Annotated in this window: 17 protein-coding genes and 1 pseudogene; 3 read left to right on the top strand and 15 right to left on the bottom strand. The window is 63.8% G+C overall.

Features of this window, described 5'->3' with window-relative positions:
- Window positions 1-381: 381 nt before the first annotated feature.
- From BN1233_RS34795 to BN1233_RS34740, 12 genes are all read right to left on the bottom strand, one after another.
- Entirely contained in the window at window positions 382-3,546 is a 3,165-nt protein-coding gene (locus BN1233_RS34795; protein WP_046868190.1) for an efflux RND transporter permease subunit, read from the bottom strand.
- On the bottom strand, window positions 3,543-4,550 hold the full coding sequence (locus tag BN1233_RS34790; RefSeq protein WP_280139513.1) for an efflux RND transporter periplasmic adaptor subunit: 1,008 nt from the start codon (window positions 4,548-4,550) through the stop codon (window positions 3,543-3,545). Before BN1233_RS34790 ends, BN1233_RS34795 begins: the two co-directional genes overlap by 4 nt.
- A gap of 209 nt (window positions 4,551-4,759) precedes the next feature.
- Window positions 4,760-5,767 carry an alpha/beta hydrolase gene (locus BN1233_RS34785; protein ID WP_147707722.1) on the bottom strand — a complete coding sequence of 336 codons (1,008 nt, stop codon included), beginning with the start codon at window positions 5,765-5,767 and terminating at the stop codon, window positions 4,760-4,762.
- Window positions 5,768-6,040: 273 nt separating this feature from the next.
- Window positions 6,041-8,236 (bottom strand): xanthine dehydrogenase family protein molybdopterin-binding subunit, encoded by a 2,196-nt coding sequence (locus tag BN1233_RS34780; RefSeq protein WP_046868188.1) that lies wholly within the window; start codon window positions 8,234-8,236, stop codon window positions 6,041-6,043.
- A 13-nt stretch (window positions 8,237-8,249) separates the two neighbouring features.
- Window positions 8,250-8,708, bottom strand: coding sequence for a (2Fe-2S)-binding protein (locus tag BN1233_RS34775; protein WP_046868187.1), 459 nt, complete (start codon window positions 8,706-8,708; stop codon window positions 8,250-8,252).
- 9 nt (window positions 8,709-8,717) lie between these two features.
- The gene (locus BN1233_RS34770) at window positions 8,718-9,140 is read right to left on the bottom strand and encodes an Ohr family peroxiredoxin (protein ID WP_046868186.1); all 423 of its coding nucleotides are present in this window, start codon (window positions 9,138-9,140) and stop codon (window positions 8,718-8,720) included.
- 89 nt (window positions 9,141-9,229) lie between these two features.
- Window positions 9,230-10,282: an alpha/beta fold hydrolase gene (locus tag BN1233_RS34765; protein ID WP_425311773.1), complete on the bottom strand. Its 1,053-nt coding sequence runs from the start codon at window positions 10,280-10,282 to the stop codon at window positions 9,230-9,232.
- 44 nt (window positions 10,283-10,326) lie between these two features.
- Complete coding sequence (locus tag BN1233_RS34760; protein ID WP_052764070.1) at window positions 10,327-11,439, bottom strand: thioredoxin family protein; 1,113 nt, start codon at window positions 11,437-11,439, stop codon at window positions 10,327-10,329.
- Between the two features lie 822 nt (window positions 11,440-12,261).
- Entirely contained in the window at window positions 12,262-12,663 is a 402-nt protein-coding gene (locus BN1233_RS34755) for a tautomerase family protein (protein ID WP_046868185.1), read from the bottom strand.
- A gap of 103 nt (window positions 12,664-12,766) precedes the next feature.
- Entirely contained in the window at window positions 12,767-14,065 is a 1,299-nt protein-coding gene (locus tag BN1233_RS34750) for an MFS transporter (RefSeq protein ID WP_046868184.1), read from the bottom strand.
- Window positions 14,062-15,447 (bottom strand): MATE family efflux transporter, encoded by a 1,386-nt coding sequence (locus BN1233_RS34745; RefSeq protein ID WP_046868183.1) that lies wholly within the window; start codon window positions 15,445-15,447, stop codon window positions 14,062-14,064. The genes BN1233_RS34750 and BN1233_RS34745 overlap by 4 nt, the downstream gene beginning before the upstream one ends.
- Window positions 15,447-16,043, bottom strand: coding sequence for a TetR/AcrR family transcriptional regulator (locus BN1233_RS34740; protein WP_046868182.1), 597 nt, complete (start codon window positions 16,041-16,043; stop codon window positions 15,447-15,449). Before BN1233_RS34740 ends, BN1233_RS34745 begins: the two co-directional genes overlap by 1 nt.
- 79 nt (window positions 16,044-16,122) lie before the next feature.
- On the opposite strand from BN1233_RS34740, the pseudogene BN1233_RS34735 reads away from it, so the two are divergent.
- Both BN1233_RS34735 and BN1233_RS34730 read left to right on the top strand, forming a co-directional pair.
- A pseudogene (locus tag BN1233_RS34735) lies at window positions 16,123-16,323 on the top strand (thiolase family protein); the annotation flags it as partial.
- Window positions 16,324-16,520: 197 nt separating this feature from the next.
- On the top strand, window positions 16,521-17,537 hold the full coding sequence (locus BN1233_RS34730; protein ID WP_052764072.1) for an FUSC family protein: 1,017 nt from the start codon (window positions 16,521-16,523) through the stop codon (window positions 17,535-17,537).
- 492 nt (window positions 17,538-18,029) lie between these two features.
- On the opposite strand, the gene BN1233_RS45385 is transcribed toward BN1233_RS34730, so the two are convergent.
- The 3 genes from BN1233_RS45385 to BN1233_RS34715 are packed head-to-tail and all read right to left on the bottom strand — an operon-like array spanning window position 18,030 to window position 21,586.
- Complete coding sequence (locus tag BN1233_RS45385; RefSeq protein WP_074078441.1) at window positions 18,030-19,064, bottom strand: TniQ family protein; 1,035 nt, start codon at window positions 19,062-19,064, stop codon at window positions 18,030-18,032.
- A 5-nt stretch (window positions 19,065-19,069) separates the two neighbouring features.
- Window positions 19,070-19,948 (bottom strand): TniB family NTP-binding protein, encoded by an 879-nt coding sequence (locus tag BN1233_RS34720; protein WP_046868178.1) that lies wholly within the window; start codon window positions 19,946-19,948, stop codon window positions 19,070-19,072.
- A 6-nt stretch (window positions 19,949-19,954) separates the two neighbouring features.
- Entirely contained in the window at window positions 19,955-21,586 is a 1,632-nt protein-coding gene (locus tag BN1233_RS34715; protein ID WP_046868177.1) for a Mu transposase C-terminal domain-containing protein, read from the bottom strand.
- Between the two features lie 188 nt (window positions 21,587-21,774).
- On the opposite strand from BN1233_RS34715, the gene BN1233_RS34710 reads away from it, so the two are divergent.
- Entirely contained in the window at window positions 21,775-22,155 is a 381-nt protein-coding gene (locus tag BN1233_RS34710; RefSeq protein ID WP_052764069.1) for a DUF1403 family protein, read from the top strand.
- The last annotated feature ends 86 nt before the right edge of the window (window positions 22,156-22,241 follow it).

Genomic DNA, 22,241 nt, shown 5'->3' with positions numbered 1-22,241 from the left:
ACCCGGTGCAGACCTTCACATCATCTGCAAGGATCGGATCTGATGTGATTCCCGGGGGTGCCCACAGACGAGCGCGCTCGGCTCCACGCCAACGACACCGATCGTCTTGGGCGCGTCACCAAAAGGAGCATCTTCATCGCGGTTCAGCGCCGGCTCGGCCCCGCCGAAAGGAAGCTCGATGCAAAGCTCGCACACCCCACCGGAGACGCAATACGCCAAGAGCGGCGACGTCCACTTGGCCAATTTTGAGTCCCGTGCTCGCGCATGCATCGTTCGATGGGATCACCGAACGAGATATGACGCGTATTCTGCAGCTATCTTGGCGACTGAGCGCCTGACTGCACGATCATGGGTGTCGAATGGGCGCAAACAGGCTGTCTCTCATTCCGCTGCGAGGCTATCCCTCACTCCGCTGCGCGGCGCGTCTTCCATGCCGGTTTTACGGCGCGAGCTGAGCTCGCGCAGCTTCTGGAAGACCACATAGAGCATCGGGATCACGAAGATGCCGAAGAGCGCGGCCGCGATCATGCCGCCGAACACCGGAGTGCCGACGGCACGCCGGCTGAGCGCTCCGGCACCTTCGGCGATCACCAGCGGGAGGAGACCGAAGATGAAGGCGAGACTCGTCATCATCACCGGCCGGAAGCGCAAGCGCGCGCCAGCGATCGCCGCGTCGCTGATGCTTACGCCCTGGAGCCGCTGCTGGAGTGCGAATTCGACGATCAGAATTCCGTTCTTGGCGGCAAGCGCCACCAGCACCACGAGCCCGATCTGTGCGTAGACGTCGAAGGCAAGGCCGGACAGCTTCACCGCCCCGATGGCGCCGAGCACGCCGACGCTGACCGACAAAAGGACCGGAATCGGGACGTTCCAGCTCTCGTAGAGCGCGACCAGGAACAAATAGGCGAAGAGCACGGCAAGGCCGAGCACGACGCCGGTCTGGCCGCTCGCCGTCTTTTCCTGCAGCGCGGTCCCGGTCCATTCGAAACCGTAGCCGGGCGGCAGGGTCGCGGCCGAGATCCGTTCCATCGCCGCGAGCGCCTGGCCCGAGCTGTAACCTGGCTTGGGCGCGCCGTTGATGATCGTGGCACGGAAGCCGTTGTAGCGCACGACCGCCTGCGGTCCTTGCACGAGCCGCGCCTGGGCCAGGGCACGGATCGGCACCATGGTCCCGGCGGCATTGCGGACATAGACCCGGTAGATGTCGTCGATCTCGTTGCGGAATCCGGCCTCGGACTCGACATTGACCTGCCACGTGCGTCCGAAGAGATTGAAGTCGTTGACGTAAAATCCGCCCAGTGACGCCTGCAGCGCATTGAAGATGCTGCTGATGGGAATGCCCAGCACCTGTGCCTTGTCGCGATCGATGTCGAGGTAGACCTGCGGCGTATCGGCCGCGAAGGTGCTGAAGACGCCGGCAAGCTCAGGTTGCTGGTTGGCCGCAACGAGAAGTCCACGCATGACGGCCGCGAGGTCCGTGGGGCTCTGGCCCTGCAGCGCCTGGAGCGCGTATTGAAAGCCGCCGGTATTGCCGAGCCCGAGAATGGGCGGCAGGTTGAACGGGAAGACGACGGCGCCCTGGACGGCGGCGAGCTGCGGGCGCAGGTGGGCGATGACCGCACCGACGCTCTGGGCCGGATCGGTGCGGTCCTCATACGGTTTCATGCGGATTACGAAGAAGGCGCTGTTCGACGAGGCCACGTAGTCGATAAAATTCAGGCCCACCACCGACAGGACGCCTGCGACTCCCGGGGTCGGTCGGATGATGTCTTCCACTTGAGCAACCAGCTTCTCGGTGCGCTCGCTGGACGCGCCCTCGGGCAGCCGCATGGCGGCGAAGATCGCGCCCTGATCCTCCGACGGCAGGAAGCCTTGCGGAGTCACCCGGAACAGACCGAGCGACGCCGCGGCGACGCCGGCTACGACAATCAGGCTCACGATGGCGACGCGGACCAGGCGACGCACCACCGCGACGTAGCCGTCGCGCGCGTGATCGATCGCGCCGAGCACGTATCGCATGGGCCCGCGATGCGGCCCGGTGTGCTTCAAGAGGACCGAGCACAGGGCCGGGCTCAACGTCAGAGCGTTGACCGCCGAGATGATCATCGCGATCGAGACCGCGACGGCAAACTGGCGGAAGAGCTGGCCGCTGATGCCGGGGATGAACGCCACCGGAATGAAGACCGACAGGAGCACGAGGGTGATGGCGATGATCGGCCCGGTGATCTCCGCCATGGCCTTCTTGGTGGCGTCAGGGATCGAGAGACTCGGTTCCTCTTCGATCACCCGCTCGACGTTCTCGGTGACCACGATCGCATCGTCGACCACGATGCCGATGGCGAGCACCAGGGCAAGGAGCGATACGGTATTGGCCGAGTAGCCAATGAGGAGCATGACCGCGAAGGTGCCGATGATCGAGACCGGCACCGCGACCAGCGGGATCACCATCGTCCGCAGCTTGCCGAGGAACAGGAACACCACGAGCGCCACCAACAGGAAGGCGATGATCAGGGTGCGAATGACCTCGTTCACGGTTGCGGTGACGAAGGTGGTCGCATCCCAGAACAGATCGCTGCGGACATCGTCCGGGAAGCGCTGAGCCAAGCCGTCCATCACCTCCCGCACGCGCCGCGCCACTTCGACCGCATTGGCACCAGGCGTCTGATAGATGCCGATCGCCGCGGATGGCGCGCCGTTGAAGCGGGTGTGGCGGTCCTGCGTCTTGGCGCCGAGATCGGTACGGGCCACGTCCTTGACGCGGACGAGCGAGCCATCGGGGTTCGCCCGCAAGATAATGTTCTCGAACTCCTCGGTCCGGGTCAGCCGCCCCTTGGTCTTGATCGTGAGCTGCAGTTGCTGGTTGCCCGGTGCGGGCGCGGCGCCGATGCGGCCCACTGCGGCCTGCAGGTTCTGGGCCTGGATCGCGGCGATCACATCGGCCGGTGTCAGGTTGAAGGCCGTCAGGCGGTCGGGATCGAGCCACAGGCGCAGCGAATAATCGAGAGGACCGAAGAGGCTCGCCTGGCCGACGCCGGGGATGCGTGCCAGCGGATCGATGATGTTGATGGTGGCATAGTTGTTGAGAAACAGCGCATCATGCGTGCCCCGCGGCGCCGAGAGGGTAATGACCTGCAAAAGCGCCGCCGATTTCTTGCGGATGACCAACCCCTGACGTTGGACTTCCTGCGGCAGGAGCGGCGTTGCGAGCTGGGCCCGGTTCTGGACATTCACCGTATTGATGTCGGGATCGGTGCCGAGCGCGAAGGTGACAGTCAGCGCGTAACTGCCATCGGCTCCGCTCGTCGACTGATAATAGAGGGCGTTGTCGACGCCATTGATCTGCTGCTCGATCGGCTGAGCGACGGTCGTTTCCACGACTTCCGCATCGGCACCGGGATAGAGGGTCGTGAGCGAGACCTGCGGCGGCACGATGTCGGGAAACTGGGCGACCGGGATCGCCCTCATGGCGATTAGGCCCGCCAAGGTGATGACGATCGAGATCACGAAGGCGAGACGGGGCCGGTCGATGAAGATGTTCGAGATCATTTGTTCGTGGCCTCCGGCGCCAGCACATTCGCCTGCACGACCTGCCCGGGCTGGACCTTCTGGATCCCATCCACGATGACGTTATCGCCTTCCTGGAGGCCCGCCGTGACGACCACATCGGCATCGCGGTTCGGACCGGTCTTGATCCGCCGCTGCTGCACCTTGTGCTGATCATCGACCACCAAGGCGTAATAGCCGGTCTGGTCAAACTGCAGGGCCGCCTGCGGAATGACCAAGCGCGGCTCCTCCTGGCGCCGGCGGATCTCCGCGGCCACGAACTGGCCGTCGATCAACTGTCCGTCGGGATTCGGAATCGTCGCGCGCATGATGAGTGTGTCGGTCTGCTGATCGACTTGCGGGTCGGTCAGGTCCCAGACGCCGCGCTGCGGGTATTCGGCGCCGCTCGACAGGCGGACACGGATCTCGATCTTGGCGAGGCCGCCACCTTCCTCACGGCGCGCCTCGCGGATGAGCTCGAGGTCGCGCACGCTCACCGGAAAGAGCACATAGATCGGGTTCTGGCTCACGATCGTCGCCAGCACGCCGCTCGCCGGATTGACGAGGTTCCCGATCGTGTAGGCGGTGCGGCCGATCCGGCCGTCGATCGGCGACCTGATCTCGGTATAACCGAGATTTACCTCGGCCTGCGTCAGCGCTGCCTTCATCTGCAGGACATTGGCCTTGGCGCTGTCGAGATCGGCCTTGCTCTGATCGACGGTGGACTGAGGGGTGTATTGCCGCTGGGAAAGAGAAAGCTGCCGGTCGTATTGAAGTTGGGCGTTGGTCACCACGGCCTCGGCCGAGGCGAGGTTTGCTTTCGCCTGATCGAGCTGCGCTTGGAACTGGACCTTCTCGACTTGGTAGAGGAGGTCGCCGGTCCTGACGGTCTGTCCCTCCCGGAATGCGACCTCTTCGAGGAAGCCCTCGACACGGGCGCGCAGATCGACCCTGCTCACGGCCTTGATGTGCCCGACGAACTGGAAGGCCTGGTTCACCCCGCGCATCTCCGCGGGCCGAACCCCAACCGCGGGCTGCGGTGCCGGATCCGCTGCTTGCTGCGGAGGGTTGCACGCTGCCGGCAGCAGAAGACCGAGAAGAATGGCCTGCCTCCAGCAAGGAGGCTTGCAACGATACGGAACCATCGTACCTCCTCCGACCCACCATCATCCTGGACGAAAGCAGCGAGACTCGGGATAACGGTGGGTCGCTCCGCTCACTCCGGATGCAGGGCCTCTCGCAAGGCATCGGTTGTCTGTCGGATTGCACTTCGGACCGCGGGCGTGCCCGCCAGGGCATTCAGCAGCACGAAGTCATGGATGGTGCCGTTGTAGCGGACCGAGGTGACCCGCACGCCGGCCTGGGACAGCTTGCGGGCATAGGCCTCGCCTTCGTCTCGCAGCACATCGTTCTCATCAACGATGACAAGCGCATCGGGCAAACCGGAAAGCTGTTCGAGCGCGGCGTTGAGCGGCGCGGCGGTGATCGCCTTGCGCGCGTCGGGATCGGGCAGATAGGCGTCCCAGAACCACTGCATCGCCTTGCGGGTCAGCCAGGGACCGTCGGCGAAGCGCTGATAGGATCCGGTTTCGAAGTTCGCGTCGGTCACAGGATACAGCAGCACCTGGAAGGCAATCTTCGGCCCGCCGCGCTGCTTGGCCATCAGCGTCACGGCTGCAGCCATGTTGCCGCCGACACTGTCGCCGAGCACCACCAGACGCGAGGGGGCGAGGTTCAGATCATCGCCGTGGTCGGCCACGTACTGCGTGGCGGCATAAGCTTGCTCGATGGCAGTTGGGTAGCGAGCCTCCGGTGATCGGTCGTAATCGACGAACACCACGGCGGCGTTCGCGCCGACGGCAATCTCCCGTGCCATGCGGTCATGGGTATCCTTGTCGCCCAAAATCCATCCCCCACCGTGGAAATGCATCACCACGGGCAGGGCACCGCCGGCATCCGGTGGGCGGATGATGCGGATGCGCACCGATCCGGTCGGGCCGACCGGGAAGATTGTGTCCTCAATCACGGCGTCCAGCTTTGCCACGGGCTGGGCCTGCGCCCTTGCCAGCACATCGCGGGCGTCCGCCGGGCTGAGGGTGTAGAGCGGCGGATCGCCGGCAGCCGTCAGGGCATCGATGAAGCTCTGGGTTGTCGGCTCAAGCACCGGGCCCGCGGATGCACCATCCGTAACTGCGCCAGAAGTGGTGGAGGTCGACATGGCCATGATCCTCTTCTCCGGGCAGGACGCCCGGGGCGGATCTCCCCGCCCGGGCCGTCACTTGCATTGGCAGGAACGTACGCGAACTTGCGGCCGTGAATGACGACCGCTCGGCTGAGGGCTGCGCCGCGAGAACGAGACCAAAGTGGCGCCGTCGCGTACCGCCCTAGGGATACCTCCTGCTGCATGCAGTGGGAGCGGCCCGTCTCCGCTTCGAGGCAGAACGTGAGATGTAACGCAAGGGAGGTTGGCCGTGGCTCACATTGTCGGGAAGACGGCTCATTTGGTGCCCTCTTGCGCGGCAACGTCGATCGGCATCTTGCGCAGGCGTTTTCCCGTGGCCGCGAAAACCGCGTTGGCAACCGCGGGGACGATCGCCGAAGTTCCGGCTTCGCCCATGCCGCCCGGTGGCTCGGAACTTGGAACGATGTGCACCTCCACGGCCGGCGCCTCGTTCATGCGCAGGATTGGATAGGTGTCGAAGTTGCTTTGCTCGACACGTCCGTCCTTGACGGTGATCTCGCCATGGAGCGCCGCCGTGATGCCGAACATGACCGCGCTCTGGATCTGCGCCCGCACGGTATCGGGATTGACGACGGTGCCACAATCGACCGCGCAGACGACGCGCCGGACGCGAACCACGCCGTCCTTTGCTACCTCGACTTCCGCGACGTGCGCCATGTAGGTGGCGAAGACGTGTTGAAGGGAGACGCCGCGGCCGACCCGTTCCGGTAGCGGCTGTTCCCAATCGGCTTTTTGCGCTGCAAGCTCAAGCACGGCTCTGGCGCGCGGCGTCTTGCCGAGAAGAGCCAGCCGGTAGGCGACCGGATCCTGCTTCGCGGCTGCCGCCAGTTCGTCCATGAAGCTTTCGGTCACGAACACGTTATGCGACGGTCCGACGCTGCGCCAGAAGGCCGTTGGAATGCCGGGGGGCTCCACCCGCACATACTCGACGTGCAGGTTCGGGAGATCGTAGACGAGATCGATGGCGCCTTCGATGGTGTCGGGGTCGAGCCCGTTGTTGAACGTCGGAGGGGCCCATCGCGCCAGGACCGAGGAGCCCGCGAAGCGGTTGCTCCAGGCGACCGGCATGCCCTTCTCATCGAGGCCGGCGGAGATCCGGTCGAGCCAATACGGCCGATACATGTCGTGCTGGATATCTTCCTCGCGCGTCCACACGACCTTGACGGGACCGTCGACGTGCTGCGCGATCTGAATGGCGCGTACGACATAATCGGCCTCGAGCCGCCGCCCGAACCCGCCGCCGATCAGATAATTGTGGACCACCACCTTGTCCAGCGGCAGGCCCGCGGCTTTCGCGGCCGCCGCCTGGACCCGCGCGATGGCCTGCGTGCCGACCCAGACCTCGCAGCCGTCCGGGCGGACATGAGCCGTGCAGTTCACCGGCTCCATGGTCGCGTGCGCGAGGAACGGAACCTGGTAGATCGCCTCGATTCTGGTGACGGCGCTCGCCATGGCTTGGTCGACATTGCCGATCTTCTGCGCCACCGCTCCCGGATTGAGCGTCGCGGTTTCGAGCTCGGCCACGATCTCACGCGTGGTGAGCCCGGCATGCGGACCGTCGTCCCATTCGATTACCAGGGCTGCCAGCCCCTTCTTCGCCGCCCCCATATGGTCGGCCACGACGGCGACGGCATCGTCGAGCCGCACGATCTGGCGCACGCCCTTCACCGCCATGGCGGCTGTATCGTCTACGCCCCTTACCCGACCGCCGAAGACAGGCGATTGCGCCAGCGTCGCGATCTTCACGCCCGGCGGCCGAACGTCGATGCCGTAGACGGCCGTTCCGTTGACCTTCGCCGGCGTGTCCAGCCGCTTGGCCGGGGTGCCGATGAGCCTGAACTCCTCCGATCTCTTGAGCACGACGCTTTCGGGCACCGGCAGGCGCGCCGCGTCGGGAGCCAGTTCGCCATAGGTGAACCTTCTGCCGGTTGCCGGGTGAAGGACTTCGCCGCTCTGGGCGCGGCAGGACGCCGGGTCGATGTTCCAGCGTTGGGCTGCCGCGGCGACCAGCATGGTCCTGGCCGTCGCCCCGGCGTGGCGCAGGGGCTGCCACGCCGCGCGGATCGCATTCGAGTTGCCGGTGGCCTGGATCCCGCCCAGCAGCGGGTTGCCGTAGAGCCTTTCGTTCGGAGGCGCATGTTCCAGCCGCACCTGCGACAGGTCGGCCTCCAGCTCTTCGGCGATCAGCATTGGGATCGCGGTGTAGGTGCCCTGGCCCATCTCGACAGAGGGCATGGTCAGGACAATTCGTCCGTCGCTGTCGATACGGATGAAGGCGTTCGGCACGAAGGCGTCGGCCCCGGACGCCACGGCGTCACCATAGCCGAACGGCAGGCTGAGGCTCAGCATCAGGCCTCCGCCCGCAGCCGCTCCGGCCTGCAGGAACTGCCGCCGGGAGAGGACCGATCGGCTCGCGCCGGTGACCGGGGAAGAGAGGGACTCGCGGATCATATCAACCTCCCTGTCAGCTCGCCTGCGCGGCCTCTTTGATCGCTTCGCGGATGCGCACATAGGTCCCGCAGCGGCAGATGTTGCCGGACATCGCGTCGTCGATGTCGACATCGGTCGGATGCGGGTTGCTCGCCAGGAGTGCCGCAGCCGACATGATCTGGCCCGACTGACAGTAGCCGCATTGAACGACCTCCCGGTCGAGCCAGGCCTTCTGGATTCTCGCGCCCGCCGCTGTCATGCCGATGGCCTCGATGGTCGTGATTTCGGAATCACCGAGGCTGTCGATCGGGGTGACGCAGGATCGGGTGGCGACGCCGTCGACATGCACCGTGCAGGCGCCGCACAGCGCCATGCCGCAGCCGAACTTGGTACCTGTCATGCCGAGCACGTCGCGCAACACCCAGAGCAGCGGCGTATCGCCGTCGGCATCGATCGCGTGGGCATTCCCATTGATCTTGATCACGAAGGCCATGATGTCCTCTCAGACCAGGTTAATGGCAACTTTGATGTTGCCGCGTGTTGCTTTGGAGTACGGGCAGATTTTGTTTGCTTCGTTGACCAGCGCGTGAGCGGTATCGCGGTCGATACCCGGGAGGCTGATGTTGAGCCGAGTGCTGAGGAAGTAGTCGTCGTCATCCGCGACGTTCAGATCGACTTCGGCGTCGATCGCCATCTCGGCCGGCAAAGCGATCTTTCTCTTGCAGGCCACAAAGGCAATCGCACTTTCGAAGGAGGCCGACCAGCCAGCAGCTAGCAGTTGCTCCGGGTTGGCGCCAATCCGCGCCGAGCCGAGGCTCGAGAGCCTGATGTCCAGACGCCCGTCAGAGCTGCGCGAGGCGCCACAATCCCGACCACCGGTGGTGTGGGTTTTCCCGGTATGCAGGACCTTTGCGATGTGGCTCATGGTGGGTTCCCAAATTGCCTTCCCGCTGTTCCTCGACCCCTCGTGGCAGGTCCGAACGCTTGCGAACGAGCCTGTTGTCGCTCTGCGGGCTAAATCTCTGCTACGTCCACGACAGCCTGAGCGAATGCCTGCGGCGCTTCTTGCGGTAGGTTGTGCCCTATGCCTCCCGTAACGTTGCGGTGCTCGTATGGCCCGGAAAACTTTTTCGCGTAGGCCGCGGGCTCCGGATGTGGCGCGCCGTTGGCGTCGCCTTCCAGGGTGATGGTCGGGACGGTGATGACAGGAAATTCAGCGAGCCGCTTCTCCAGCGCGTCATACTTCGGCTCGCCTTGAGCCAAGCCCAGCCGCCAGCGGTAGTTATGGATCACGATGCTGACGTGATCCGGATTGTCGAAGGCGGCCGCGCTGCGGTCGAACGTGGCGTCGTCGAAGGCCCATTTCGGCGAAGCCAATTGCCAGATGAGTCTGGAAAAATCATGCCGGTATTTGTCGTAGCCGGCGCGGCCGCGGTCGGTGGCGAAATAGAACTGGTACCACCATTGCAGCTCCGCCTGTGGCGGCAGCGGCATGCTGCCGGCTTCCTGGCTGCCGATCAGATAGCCGCTGACCGAGACCATGGCCTTGCAACGCTCCGGCCAGAGCGCCGCGATGATGTTGGCCGTCCGCGCGCCCCAATCATAGCCCGCGAGCGTCGCCTTCTCGATCTTGAGAGCGTCCATCAAGGCCACGATGTCGACGGCGAGCGCCGACGGCTGACCGTTCCGGAGCGTGTCGCTCGAGAGAAAGCGCGTGGTGCCGTAACCGCGCAGATACGGTACGATCACACGGTAGCCCGCCGAGGCCAGCAACGGCGCGACATCGACATAGCTGTGAATGTCGTAGGGCCAGCCGTGCAGAAGAAGAACGGCAGGGCCGTCGACAGGGCCGGCTTCGGCATACCCGACATTCAGGACGCCGGCATCGACCTGCTTGAGCGAGGCAAACGTGGTGTCCCTGGCGGGGTTGGTCGATAGAACACTCGTCGGCCTTGCCGAGCCGGATTGTGCCGCCGCAGGATTGGAAACGCCGAACTGGGCGACTGCGACTGTCATGACCGCTCCGCCAAGAAAGCGGCGGCGATGCCGGTTGGTTCCTTGCGAGATCGTGTTCACTTGGACTCTCCTTCGCTGGATGGTCACGTACGGGATCAGCCGAACGTGAACGCAAAGGCCTCCACGCCTGAACCAAGAAACTCGATTTCGAACTGTCGACCGACGATGGGTTGCGGTTGTCGGATCAGCTGGTACAGCCGCTGCTCGGTCACCGTGCCATCGCCTTGTTCGTCAACGTCAATTCCGTGAGCCGCGCCTGGCGGCTGTCCATCGATCAGCACGCGAAATCTCACGGACGCTCCCGGCGCTGCCGGGCCCATGACGAGATGGAGATCGCGGGCATGGAAACGGTACGCGATGCCGCCATTGGGCCTGTTCAGCACCGCGGCTTGGTTCTTCACGGTCCAATCGCCAGAGAGCGCCCAATCATTCAGCCGCAACCGCGCGGGCAGTTGATACGTGCGAGGCTCATCCAAGACTGCCCCGCCGGGCGATGCAAAGTTCTGGCTGCGCTCATACCCGACATAGTTTTCCGCAGACTTCAGGTCGCCCCAATCGGCGGCCACCTCGATACCACGGGCGTCGACCGATACGGGCTGACGGTCGATCCCGCCCATTCCCGCCTCGGCCAGCAATTCTTGAATGATCATTTCCGACTGTTCGAATGAGCCCTCGCCGAAATAATGATGTTGAAAACGCCCCTGCGCAACGACGAAGTACAAGGCTGGCCAATACTGGTTCTCAAATGCTCGCCATATAACATGCTCGTTGTCGACCGCGATCGGGTAATCGATCTGCATGTCTTTCACGGTCCAGCGAACGTTGTTTAGGTCTTTCTCAAATGTAAACTCTGGCGCGTGGACGCCAATAACCACTAGCCATTGATCTCTGTATTTTTCGGCCCACGCGCGCACATAGGGAAGCGTGCGCCGCCAGTTGATGCAGGTGTACGTCCAGAAATCGATGAGTGCGACTTTTCCGCGTAGGGCCGACGGTCTCAGAGGCGGCGAATTGAGCCACTCGTTCGCGCGCTCAAGAAAAGCGAGTTCGGATTGACCGGCAGGTTGACCAGTGGAAAAGCCATGAAGGAACGGGGCCCGCACTCCTGGGGATGTAGTCGGCTGCGCCACGTTCATCTCCCCTCCATAGCCCGCCATCGGGGCGCCGATTGCGAGTACCGCGGCTGCCAAGAGCTTGTTCTTTGTCATTGATGAACTGCCCTCGTGGATTGCCATGTATGTTGCCGCGCGTGCACGGGAGTCGCACAACGCGCACGTCCAAAGCTTCAGTGCAATTTGCGCAGTGGTTGAAACCCGCGCGAACCTCCTCTGAAATTCGCCAAAGCTGGCGATCATTGAGATGGGCGAGCAAACGATCGAGACGTACCTAGCCTTGTGTGCACAAGCCGCAGCGCAGTCGTCCCTAGACCCTCTCATTCGTCGATGGAGGCTTCGGCTTTGCGATCAGCTTCGCGAACTTCGGTGAAGGCTGCGGCTCTTGCGATCAGGTCCTCCCTCTTGGGGTACGTAACCCACTCGGTTCAGGAGCGACGTCGGCAAAGCTGTCGATTGAAAGCGGCTCGTCGGGAGCCCAGGTCCAACGCAGAGACGTTGATTGAGAGCAGACGATAGGCCTCGGCTGCCGGCCTAGCAAGCGGCGCCGTTGCGGGCGTGCCCCTATAATCGTCGGTCGTGAGGTATATTCAAAACTTTGCGATGATGATCGCTCAGCCCCAGTGGCAGTCATGCCGTCCGGACGGGATGCTTCCGCGAACAGGCGATGATGCCCATGGGCGGATGTCAAGGTTGCGCCCGCGAAGCGCTTCAGGCGGGGGCCCCTCAGCATGCTGGCCGCGGGCAGAGATGACGGTTCCGTTGAGCAAGGCGAGCCGTCTCGGCAGAGCTGCGTCGCCGAATGTCGGGAATTGGCACCTTCCGCATCCGCCTGGTTTCCGCTCAGTCCGCCGATGCGGCCGCCAGCGCAGGGCAGGAAAGCGCCGAGTTCGACCCATAGCTGCCTGATCATCTCGATCAGCCCCCGGCTGAGATGTGAGCCCTCTGCGCCACGCCCCGGCCGAAGGAAATGTTCTCACCGGGCAGCTCGTAGATCAGGACGTTCAAGTCATCGGGCGAGATGCCCGTGGCGACGACCACGCGCTCGTTCAATTCCTTGAGAAGCATCAGGCGGGTCTCTTTCGGTCGTCCCACGATGAAGGTCAGCTCCAGCAGGATGAAGTCCTCACTATAGGTCAGCCCGAGGAAAGAGGGCGTATGCACAAAGCGGTTCCGGGGCAGGACATGGATGATGCGGTAGTAATCTTCAGGCGGAACTTTCAGCGCCGCTTCGAGTGCCGCTTGGATCGCCTCTCCTAGCTTGGCAAGCCGCTCCTCATCGTACCGGCCCTCATGAACATGGATCTTTGCCGTGGGCATGAACTGTCTCCTTCAGAACCCCGCCATTGTGCAGGCGGGAGCTACGCTGGTCTGTCATGCTGCCTCCGCTCCTGGCGCAACGCGGACGCCTCGCCTACTTCGGCTAGCGGGCCGGAGCACTCGCAGTTGAAACGATGGTGCTCCGTTGCATTCCATCACGCCATGTCAGGATCAGTGAGGCCGCGATCAGGCACAGGCCGCCTGCAGCGAAGAAAGCAGGAAGGTAGGTGTCGAGCGTGGTTCGCGAGAAGCCGCTGCCGAAGGCTGCCGCCGCGGCCCCGAGCTGGTGGCCGGCGAAGATCCACCCGAAAACCAGGTTTGCGCGCTCGCGCCCGAACTTCGTTGCCGTTAATTTGACAGTCGGCGGAACCGTGGCGATCCAGTCGAGGCCATAGAAGATCGCAAAAAGCGACAGGCCATAGAACGAGAACTCCGTGAAGGGCAGATAGAGAAGCGAGAGGCCCCTCAGGCCGTAGTACCAGAAGAGAAGCCAGCGGTTGTCAAAGCGGTCGGACAGCCAGCCCGATCCTACGGTCCCGATGAAGTCGAACACCCCCATGACGGCGAGGACGGACGCCGCTCCCACTGCGGCCAGGCCATAATCGGCGCACAGGGGAATGAAGTGCGTCTGGATGAGGCCATTGGTGCTCGCGCCGCAAATGAAGAAGGTTCCGAACAGAATCCAGAACTCGCGCGTCCTGGCTGCCTCCCTCAAGGCGACAAGAGGCGAAATCAAAACCAGGGAGGCTGACGGCGCGGTTGCGCCCGTCGTCTCGCCATAAGCCGACAAGCCGAGCTCAGAGGGCCGGTCGCGCATGATCATGAAGACGAGAAGCGCCGCGAGGCCCAGAAGGATACAGACCAGCGCGACGGCGGGTCGCCATCCGAGGCGCTCCGTGAGGCTGGCGAGCAAGGGCAAGAAGAGGAGCTGTCCCGTCGCCGAGCTCGCCGTGAGAAGACCGATCACCAATCCGCGGCGGTCCGAGAACCAGCGTGTCGCCACCGTCGCACCGAGCACAAGAGCGGTCAGGCCCGTGCCAAACCCGATCACGACTCCCCAGAGGAGGATCAGCTGCCAGATCCGGGTCATGGCCAAGGAGAGGACAAGCCCTCCCGCAATGAGCGACAAAGCGGCGAGCGTGATCCGGCGCACGCCGTAGCGGTTCAAGAGCGCCGCAGCGAACGGGCCGATGAGCCCGAAGAGAAGGAGCCGAATGGCTAGAGCAGCGGAGATCTCGGCCGTCTCCCACCCGAATTCCTGGTGCAGCGGCAAGATGAGGACGCCGGGGGCGCCCACGGCGCCGGCCGTGACGAGCATGGTCAGGAAGGTCACGGCGACGACGGCCCAGCCGTAGTGGATGTTCCGGCGCGCGAGGAAAGCGGCAACGTGGGACGAGATCATCTGGCGACTTCTTGCGGCCTGATGGAGATGAGTGGCTCCTGCGCCGAAGACCAGGAACCGAGAACAACTGCAGCGCCATTCACAAGGCCCACGACTGCAAGGCCAAGGCCCAGGGCCAGGTAGACCCCGTCCGTCCCGCCGCCCCAGTGCAGGGCGAGCCAGCCGCCGCCGACCGAAACCGCAATCCGTAGGAGACCGGCCATCAGGGGCCAGATCACGCGGGCGGCACCCTGCGCCGCGAAATAGAGCGCCATGCCGGTGCCGAAGAAGCCGTAGAAGGGTCCCACGATCTGCAGGTAGCGGGAGCCAGTTGCGATGAGCGCTGGGTCGCTGCTGAAGAGGGCCAGCCACGTCTCCGGGCGAAGCGCTGCGGCAAGTCCGATGGTCCCTGTGGTCAGCCCCGCCACCGCGGCGCCGATCCAGGCAGCCCGGAGCGCTCGGTCACGCTTGCCGGCTCCCATGCAGGTTCCGACCATGACGCCCAGGGGCGCTCCCAGTCCGAAGGTCAGCGGCACGAGAAGGTACTCCAGCCGCGCGCCGGTTCCGTAGCCGGCGACCGCAGCCGGGCCAAAGACGCCGATGAAGGAGGTCGCGGAGCCGATCGTGATGTTCGTCGTTGCGCTGACGACCGACGACAGCCCGCCGACCTTCAGGATGCCGACGAGGACGGTCACCGACAGGGCAGGTGGGCTTAACGGCGGCTTGGCGACGCTGCGGCCCGACCACAGGTGATGGGCAAATACGAGCGTGCCCACACCGTAATAGGCCACGACTGCAACGCCGCCCCCGGCAATCCCGAGGGGCGAGAACGGCCCGAGACCGAAGATGAGCGCGGGCGAGAGGGGTACGAGCACGATCGCACCCGCGCACATCACAACAGCGGGAAGCAGCATGTTCCCGGCGCCGCGGATGGCAGCCGCGAGGGAGTTGAACAGCCAGATGAAAATCGCGCCTGCGAAGATCGTGTTGGAATACGTGAGGGCGGCGGAGAGCGAGCCTTCCCGACCGCCCATTCCGGCATAGAGAGCCCCACCAGCGGCCAGGAACACGCCGCACGTGACGACGCCGAGGGCGCACGCGATGAAGACCGCCTGCCAGATCAAAATCCCGGCGAGATCCCGGCGCCCGCTGCCGATGGCGCGCGCCACGGCAGAAAGAATCCCACCGCCCATCGCGCCAGCCGAGATCATCTGGATCAACATCAGGGGCGGAAAGACCAGCGCCATCCCGGCGAGTGCATCGGTGCCGAGAGCCGCCACGAAATACGTCTCGATGAGGCCGATTGAAGCCTGGACGAACATGACCAGCATGTTCGGCAAAGCGAGCCGGAGCAGGGTTGGTCCGATTGGGCCTTCGAGAAGCCGCCGCGTGCGCTGATCCATCAGGCCCCCTGACGCGCAAGGCGCAAGGCGGCTTCCTGGCCGGCCTGCAGAATCGCCTCAGCGGCAGCTTTGTCCGTCGTCACGCGTGCAAGCTGCAACGTGCCGAGCATCAGGCCGAAGATCGCATAGGCGGTCTGTCGGGCCTTCTCCTCAGGCAGGGATGATGGCAGCTCGGAGGCGATGATGGCGACCAGATCGCTCGCCGCCCGGGCCATGACCTCGCGCGTCTTCGGCTTATTGCGCGCGACCTCCGGCGCAAGGGCCGCGACGGAGCAGCCTGCCTCCGGCCGGTCCCGGTGCGCCGTGCGCAGGTACCGGCGCACGATCGCCTCAAGGCCGTTTTCGCCGCGCTCGCGTGCGGCCTTCACCTCGGCGAGCCAAGTGTCGCGGCTGCGCGCATGCGCGTCGGCGAGCGCTTCGCGCACGAGGTCATCCTTCGACCCGAAGTGGGCGTAGAAACCCCCATGGGTAAGGCCGGCATCGGCCATCAGTCCGGCGACGCCCGTTCCTTCAATTCCGTCTCTGCGAAACCGTCGCGATGCGACCTCGACGACGCGCCGCCGTGTCTCTTCCTTGCGCCCCTTTTCGTACCTCATGCGCCGCCTCCACTCGAAACTGTCCCTTTACATGACGCTTATCATATAATATGTCAACCATCATCCTATGGAGGTGCAAATGTCGTATCCTGATCCGGTCGTAATCGTTTCGGCCGCCCGTTCACCGCTCGGCCGGTTCCAGGGCGGGCTGTCAGGTGTCGCCGCGCCAGAGCTCGGCAGCCATGTGATCCGCGCCGCGCTCGATCGCGCGGAGCTGGCGGTGGAACGGGTCGATGAAGTGCTGATGGGCTGCGTTCTGCCCGCTGGACAGGGCCAGGCACTGAGGTGAACTTGCCCGGGATGGGGAGGGGCACGAAGATGCCGCCCCCTGGGCTCGATGATGCTGGGAGCAGGCCACGGCCCGACGCCGTCCTGGATGCGATCACCCGGGGCGACGACCACACGGCTCCGGCGCTTGGCCCGTAACCCCATCCAGCGGCACTCCGGTGCAGGAGATCTGCCGCGTTGGAGGAACGCTTGACGGGACGGGATCTGGTCGAACGCTGGTCCTCCGGCTGGCGGGACGCCCTGGCGGCGGCTGTAGGTGCCGGGGCATCTTGGTGGCTCGCCCAGCAGCTCTTGGGCCATCCTCACCCGGTCTTTGCCGCAGTGGCGGCGATCGTCTGCCTGTCTCCTGGTCTCCCCAGTCGGAGGCGCCAGGCCGTCAACATGGTGCTGGGCGTTGTCACGGGCATCGTGGTCGGCGAACTCCTGCTCCAGGGGCCGGTGTTCGCTGCGCCGCTGCAGATTGCCCTCATCACATTCCTGGCCATCATGGCCGCCGTGACGTTCGGGCCGGCTCCCGTCATATCCATTCAGGCCGCCGTCTCGGCACTCCTCGTGCTGGCACTCGGACCGACCGTGGCCGGCCCGACGCGCCTTGCCGACGTGGCGGTGGGGGCCGCCGTGGGCCTCGCGTTCAGCCAGGTGCTGTTGACCCCCGATCCCGTGCGCCTGATCGACGGCGCCGCGCGCCGGTTCCTCCATCGGCTGGCCCAGGGCCTCGCTGACGATGCGCAGGCCCTCGCCGGGCGGGACCGGCAGAAGGCGCACAGCGCCCTCGACCGATTCCTGGCCGCTCACGACAGCCTCGATGCCCTCGAGGCCGGGATCACCAAGGCGAGAAGCATCAGCCGCTGGTCGGTCCGGGGACGGCTCGCCGCAAGGGACGTCGCCGAGCTTGCCGCACGGCACGAACGCCGTGCGATCGGCCTCTATGCATCGACGCTGCTGTTCGGCGAAGCTGTGGCGAATGCGCTTCGCGGGACAGACGAGCCGCCGTCGTGGCTGGGAGAGCGCGTCGCCGACGTGGCAAGCCTCTGCGAGGCGCTGGCGGGCGGGCAGGAGGCCTGTGAGGCGCCGCCCGAGACCGTCGCGGAAGACGCGGTTCCCCCGCCCTGGCGCGCATGCATCGCACGTCTCCACGCCGTCGAGGAACGGCTGCGGGAGCTGCGCCAGACGGCGGGAGGTCCCTCGTCACCGGCGGCCGGCTGAGTCGCTTCCGGGGCCGTGTCGTCGCGCAACGATGCTGGGACGATCGCCGGGATCAAACACCACCAGGGTCTCCCACGTTGCATTCCCGCCGCGGCAGGAGCCCGGAGGTCACTGGCTACCCGAACGCCGCTCAACCGACAGGCTCGAATTACACCTTCAGGTCGTTCATCAGGCGATCTCCAAATCCGTTGGCTGTGGAAACGGTCCGAAGAACGTGGAAAGGAAGACGTTCATAGGGCGTTGCTCCATGACCGAAGTTGACCGAGCCTGTGTCAAAACGTTGACCGGTCGTTCCTTGAAGGAATTTTATGTCTCCCGAGCTTGGATAGCCCGGGGAATCCCCGTGCAGAGGCGCGGGTAAGTATAAATAGTTCGTCGGAACTGAGATTGTTTGGGTTTTCACACAGGCTTGACCCAAGGCAGACCTCTGCGTCATCAGCGGACCGAGGCGGAGTTCAACTTCGAGGCTGATTAACATCCAATAAAGTTGTCTTAGGACGATCCGCGCGAACGAGCGTTGAGCTCGAGGTATGACCTGACGAGATCATGCCATTCTCCGGAGTAGACGACTTTCCTCGGCAACTTGCGCATCAGTGGTCTGCGCATCGGTGGATAGAGCGATCCGCGTGGACCTCGAAATGCAAGATTGTCGCTCAACGATTGCATGATAGCATCAATCCCACCCTCCATGATGATGCGCTTACGCCAGAACGAAACGAGTGGTGAAGGATCGGAACCCAGGAGATCAACCATACGAGATGCGATCAGGCGATAGAAGCCGATCCGGTGCTCAACCGAAAAGTTTGTTAGCACGCGCGTTTTCCCGGCGTCCGCCATGCCTGGCAGTTCAAGCAGACGCGAGGCTAGCGACTGGTTAGATCCCTTGGCGAACTCCAAGCGGCCAATATCCTCGATGCACTGCGCCACCCATGCCGTCTCGGCATCAAGCGGCTGGGTACGGGCCCGCCGCAAATCCAGGCCACATGCGACACAACAATGCTGCGGCTTTAGCTCTGTCTGGTCGAAGGACGCAATGCCCCGCTGGCAACGAGGGCAACGATCCAGCAATCGGCAGCCGTGCTGGCGACAATGAACGTGGATGGCGAACCTCCATCGGCGCCGAAAGTAAGGCGTCTTACCTACAGCGAGGCATTTCGGGCAAAACTGGAGCCATGTTGACTTTTCTTGAGAGACATCATGGCGCAACGGCAGCAACAATCGCTTCCAAAATTTGTCCTGGACGGTCATCCTCACGAGGGTGTCTGGCGCCACACCCGAATAATGCGCGAACAAGCGAAGAGCCCAGTTGGGGAAATCAACATCGAGCCGGGGCGACCACATCCCGGTCCCGAAATTGAGTGCATCAGCGAAGCGTCGTGGCGGCAGCCCGTGTGCGAAGGCGACGCGGTGAATCCAGCTGGAAAGCAATTCCCCGGCTCGCGGAGAAACTTGGACAGGCCACCGGTCGCCCTGGACTGCGCGGTAGCGTGGCTGGACCTCGATGCTGATCGGTGCGGACTGTCCCATTCTGCCTACAGCAAAGCTTGCCTCTCGGGCGCGTTGCGTCGTCCGGAGAGTGGCACGTATTCTAGGGCCCTCAGCGTGCTCAGGGTGATTTTTTCACTTCCGTCGTTGATGGCGCGAATGGCGGCCCTACCGACAATGCCGACAATCTCACCGATCAATGCTTCCGAGTCGGAATAGATCTGTCGGGCAATGAGTTCATCGGACAGGTTTGACGCTTTGGCGAGGGGGATGACTGCTTCCAGACTATCGAGGAGTGCCAAGTACTCCTCGTCATATTGCCAACGCGGCACCGCACATAGCTCAAACCGGCTTCCCATGTCTTCGCTGTCGTTCACGTAATCGTAAACAGTGACGTCACCGACAAGTACGGGCGAAATGTCGTATTCTCTTCCAAGTCGTCGCAAATACGCGAAGACGGACTTCGTATCACGGAGTCGACCACGCAAGGCATTGTTAAAGTCGTCGAAGATCAATACGCGAGGCGAGAGTTCGCTGAACAGCTGATGTAGCTGCCCATCCAGAGCGTTGAGGCTCCGACCGCCTGTGGAAGGAGCGTGCAGCGCGCGGATGATGCTCGTGTAGAAGTGGAACAGTCCTACACCTTCATGCGTCTGGACAACCCACACCCTCTGTTTCCGCGCCGTCTTGAGATGCTGAAGTGCGAACCGTTCAGCAATCATGGTCTTGCCATTCGCAAACGGACCCACCAACATGAGGCCCTTCGTGCGGAATGATGGCGGTCGCGACAGTAGACCGTCCAACGTTCGGTGCGCCGCGAGCGCTGCACCGTAGCCGATCCATAGAGGTGATAGAATGTAGTAGATTCGCTCCTTCGGTGTTCTTGCGAGGTAGGGGCGAACATGGTCCAGGAGGTGATCCGTCATTGGACCTTACCATTCTTCGATGATCAAACGGCGTTTCTCACGGATCGGATGAGCGCCGGGTGGCGCAGGCGGCGGCACCATCTCTTCGTAAGGTTTCTTTGGCTTCGCGGCATGCGCGTTCCGGGCGGACGCACGAGACGCCGCCTTCCTCTGCCGCGCGTTCTGAGCAATTTCCTCCCTCTCGCGGCGAGGTTTTGCCTGTTCGACACTGCTGCGTTGGTTCTGCGCGCGCTTGACAGCCTGCGTCTCCCGGAATTCCCACAGCGTGACCCTGGAACTTTCACCGTCTCGTCGTGGGATCGCAAGATACTCCTGAGTATGCGGATGCCGGACATAAATGTGACTGATGTCGCGGGGATCATATTTGACGTGCAGTTTCCCGAGGCGGTCGCGTTCCGGCACCAGGGGTCCAAGCGAGTGGGGTTCATAGTACTCGAGCCCAAACAGCCGGATGCCTTGGGGAAACAGACTACGGCCTTCGCGAGGTCCAGGCAGGAATGTCAACAGCACCTGCTTGGGATCGTCGTTGAAGCGCGGAAGTGATGCGGCATGGCACTTCCATTCGGTGAGCGGAACTTTGAGGGTTTTCCGGTTTTCGTTGGTGTTGTGCTCGACAATGGCGAGAGCGACGCATTTTTCGAGTTCGGCAAACGTAAGACAGGCCAGCTCCTCTGAAGGGTAGCGGTCCCTGTCGGCGACGGACCGGCCGGTCGTCCCAGGAAAGGTCCGAGTGGCTGTGTTCAGCTTTCCGAGCAGCCGTTCCACAACGCCTCCGGTGTGCACGCAGCCGCGGTTGCGGTACTTGATCTTGATCTGGTACTCGTCACAGCCCTGCTCGAATGCGACGGACTGGAACTCCTTTGCGCTGTCGACGTGGAGTATCTTCGGACGGCCGTAGGTCGGCCAGGGATGGTGATCGAGGCCGTGCTCTTTCAGCCAATCGTCCTTGGGACAAAGTGAGTGAGCGAGGCACAAGGCCACGGACAACCGACTGGGCTTCTCCAGGGTCAGACAGAAGCCCAGGATGCAACGCGTGGCGACGTCGACGTTGATCGTGAGGTAGGGGCGACCGACAAACTCGCCGAACTCGTCGCTGACTTCAAGAAACTTGATGTCTTTTTGAGTGTGGTCCATCTGGCAAACGGCCAGGGGATGCGGGGCATGGATGTAGCCTGGGCGCGGTTTCAAGCGGCGGAGATGCTGCTCATTCGCGGTCCGTTTCTTGGCGATCTCTTCTGCGGTGAAGAGTAGGGGAATTCGGGCCGCGACGGTATTGTAGCTTGGGCGGCGTGCTCCGACCTGCTCGCAGCGGGCGCGTATTTCTTCCACAACCGGGGCCAGTGGTGTCCCCTCGAGAACGAGCCACAGCTCGCGAAGCGTGAGTTCGATGATCGTCTCGACTTGTTGCTCACGCCGCTTTCTCGGGTTCTTGGCCCGCGGCAAAAGCGCGGACACGACACGCTCCTGCTCAAAGCGCGCAAGCAAGGTGTAGACCTGCCGAGTCGTAAGATTCAGTTCCCGTGCGGCGCGAGCGATCGCAGTCCCGCGACGCTCCCTGCTGGCGAGCACATGCTCAAGCACCCGCGCATACCACTTGGCCTGCTGCCAAGCCTTCTCGCTGGCGCGGGCGGGCTCCATGTCGTGACCTCCAGACGCGAGCCGCGGCAGAACGTGACCGTAATTGAAGTCATGAGCTGAAAAAACGGCAAAAATTGAAGTGATGAACTGAAAAAGTCGGCCGAGTAGACGCCTAACCCATTGCTGGAACTACTGGAATCGCCAGATGGGGGTTTGAAGTCAGGAACTGAAAGCCACAGCGCTGGCCCGTGGCCGTGCCGCTTCTCGCCGCCGTAGCGCTTCAGACGGAGTTCCGGCTCGGGCCGCAGGGGCGCCGCGTGCGGCCCGCCGATCCCGCCTGGCCGCATCTCTGCTGCGCGGGCTACGCCCAGGTCGCGGCCCAGGCCAGCGATCTGGCAGGCGAGCTCAGCCGGCGCGCCGCGGCCCTGCAGGCGGTCGCGCCACGGCTGCGCGCCAAGGGTGCCGCCGCGGTCGTGCAGGCGCTCCTGGAGAACGATGCCGTGGCGGCCTCGTCACGCTTGGCCGGCATGTCGGATCGTGGCCTGCGCCGCCTGTTCGAGCGGCTCGTCGCGCTCGGGGCCGCACGCGAACTGACCGGTCGCCCGAGCTTTCGGCTGTATGGCCTTTGAGCCGATGAGCCGCCGCAAGCCCGAACCGCTCGATCGCGATCTCGCCGACCTGCCGCCGGCGGCGCGCTGGCGGGAATGGATGGGTC

It is taken from the genome of Microvirga massiliensis, assembly GCF_001006805.1.
GTDB classification, from domain to species: Bacteria; Pseudomonadota; Alphaproteobacteria; order Rhizobiales; family Beijerinckiaceae; genus Microvirga; species Microvirga massiliensis.
Note: the sequence above shows the minus strand (reverse complement) of the source record. Positions and strands in the feature narration are given on the sequence as shown.

Bases quoted from the DNA above. Each gene is read 5' to 3' on its own strand.
- BN1233_RS34795 (WP_046868190.1), bottom strand. From the start codon at position 3,546: ATGATCTCGAACATCTTCATCGACCGGCCCCGTCTCGCCTTCGTGATC.
- BN1233_RS34790 (WP_280139513.1), bottom strand. From the start codon at position 4,550: ATGCGCGGGGTGAACCAGGCCTTCCAGTTCGTCGGGCACATCAAGGCC.
- BN1233_RS34785 (WP_147707722.1), bottom strand. From the start codon at position 5,767: ATGGCCATGTCGACCTCCACCACTTCTGGCGCAGTTACGGATGGTGCA.
- BN1233_RS34780 (WP_046868188.1), bottom strand. From the start codon at position 8,236: ATGATCCGCGAGTCCCTCTCTTCCCCGGTCACCGGCGCGAGCCGATCG.
- BN1233_RS34775 (WP_046868187.1), bottom strand. From the start codon at position 8,708: ATGGCCTTCGTGATCAAGATCAATGGGAATGCCCACGCGATCGATGCC.
- BN1233_RS34770 (WP_046868186.1), bottom strand. From the start codon at position 9,140: ATGAGCCACATCGCAAAGGTCCTGCATACCGGGAAAACCCACACCACC.
- BN1233_RS34760 (WP_052764070.1), bottom strand. From the start codon at position 11,439: ATGACAAAGAACAAGCTCTTGGCAGCCGCGGTACTCGCAATCGGCGCC.
- BN1233_RS34755 (WP_046868185.1), bottom strand. From the start codon at position 12,663: ATGCCCACGGCAAAGATCCATGTTCATGAGGGCCGGTACGATGAGGAG.
- BN1233_RS34750 (WP_046868184.1), bottom strand. From the start codon at position 14,065: ATGATCTCGTCCCACGTTGCCGCTTTCCTCGCGCGCCGGAACATCCAC.
- BN1233_RS34745 (WP_046868183.1), bottom strand. From the start codon at position 15,447: ATGGATCAGCGCACGCGGCGGCTTCTCGAAGGCCCAATCGGACCAACC.
- BN1233_RS34740 (WP_046868182.1), bottom strand. From the start codon at position 16,043: ATGAGGTACGAAAAGGGGCGCAAGGAAGAGACACGGCGGCGCGTCGTC.
- BN1233_RS45385 (WP_074078441.1), bottom strand. From the start codon at position 19,064: ATGGGACAGTCCGCACCGATCAGCATCGAGGTCCAGCCACGCTACCGC.
- BN1233_RS34720 (WP_046868178.1), bottom strand. From the start codon at position 19,948: ATGACGGATCACCTCCTGGACCATGTTCGCCCCTACCTCGCAAGAACA.
- BN1233_RS34715 (WP_046868177.1), bottom strand. From the start codon at position 21,586: ATGGAGCCCGCCCGCGCCAGCGAGAAGGCTTGGCAGCAGGCCAAGTGG.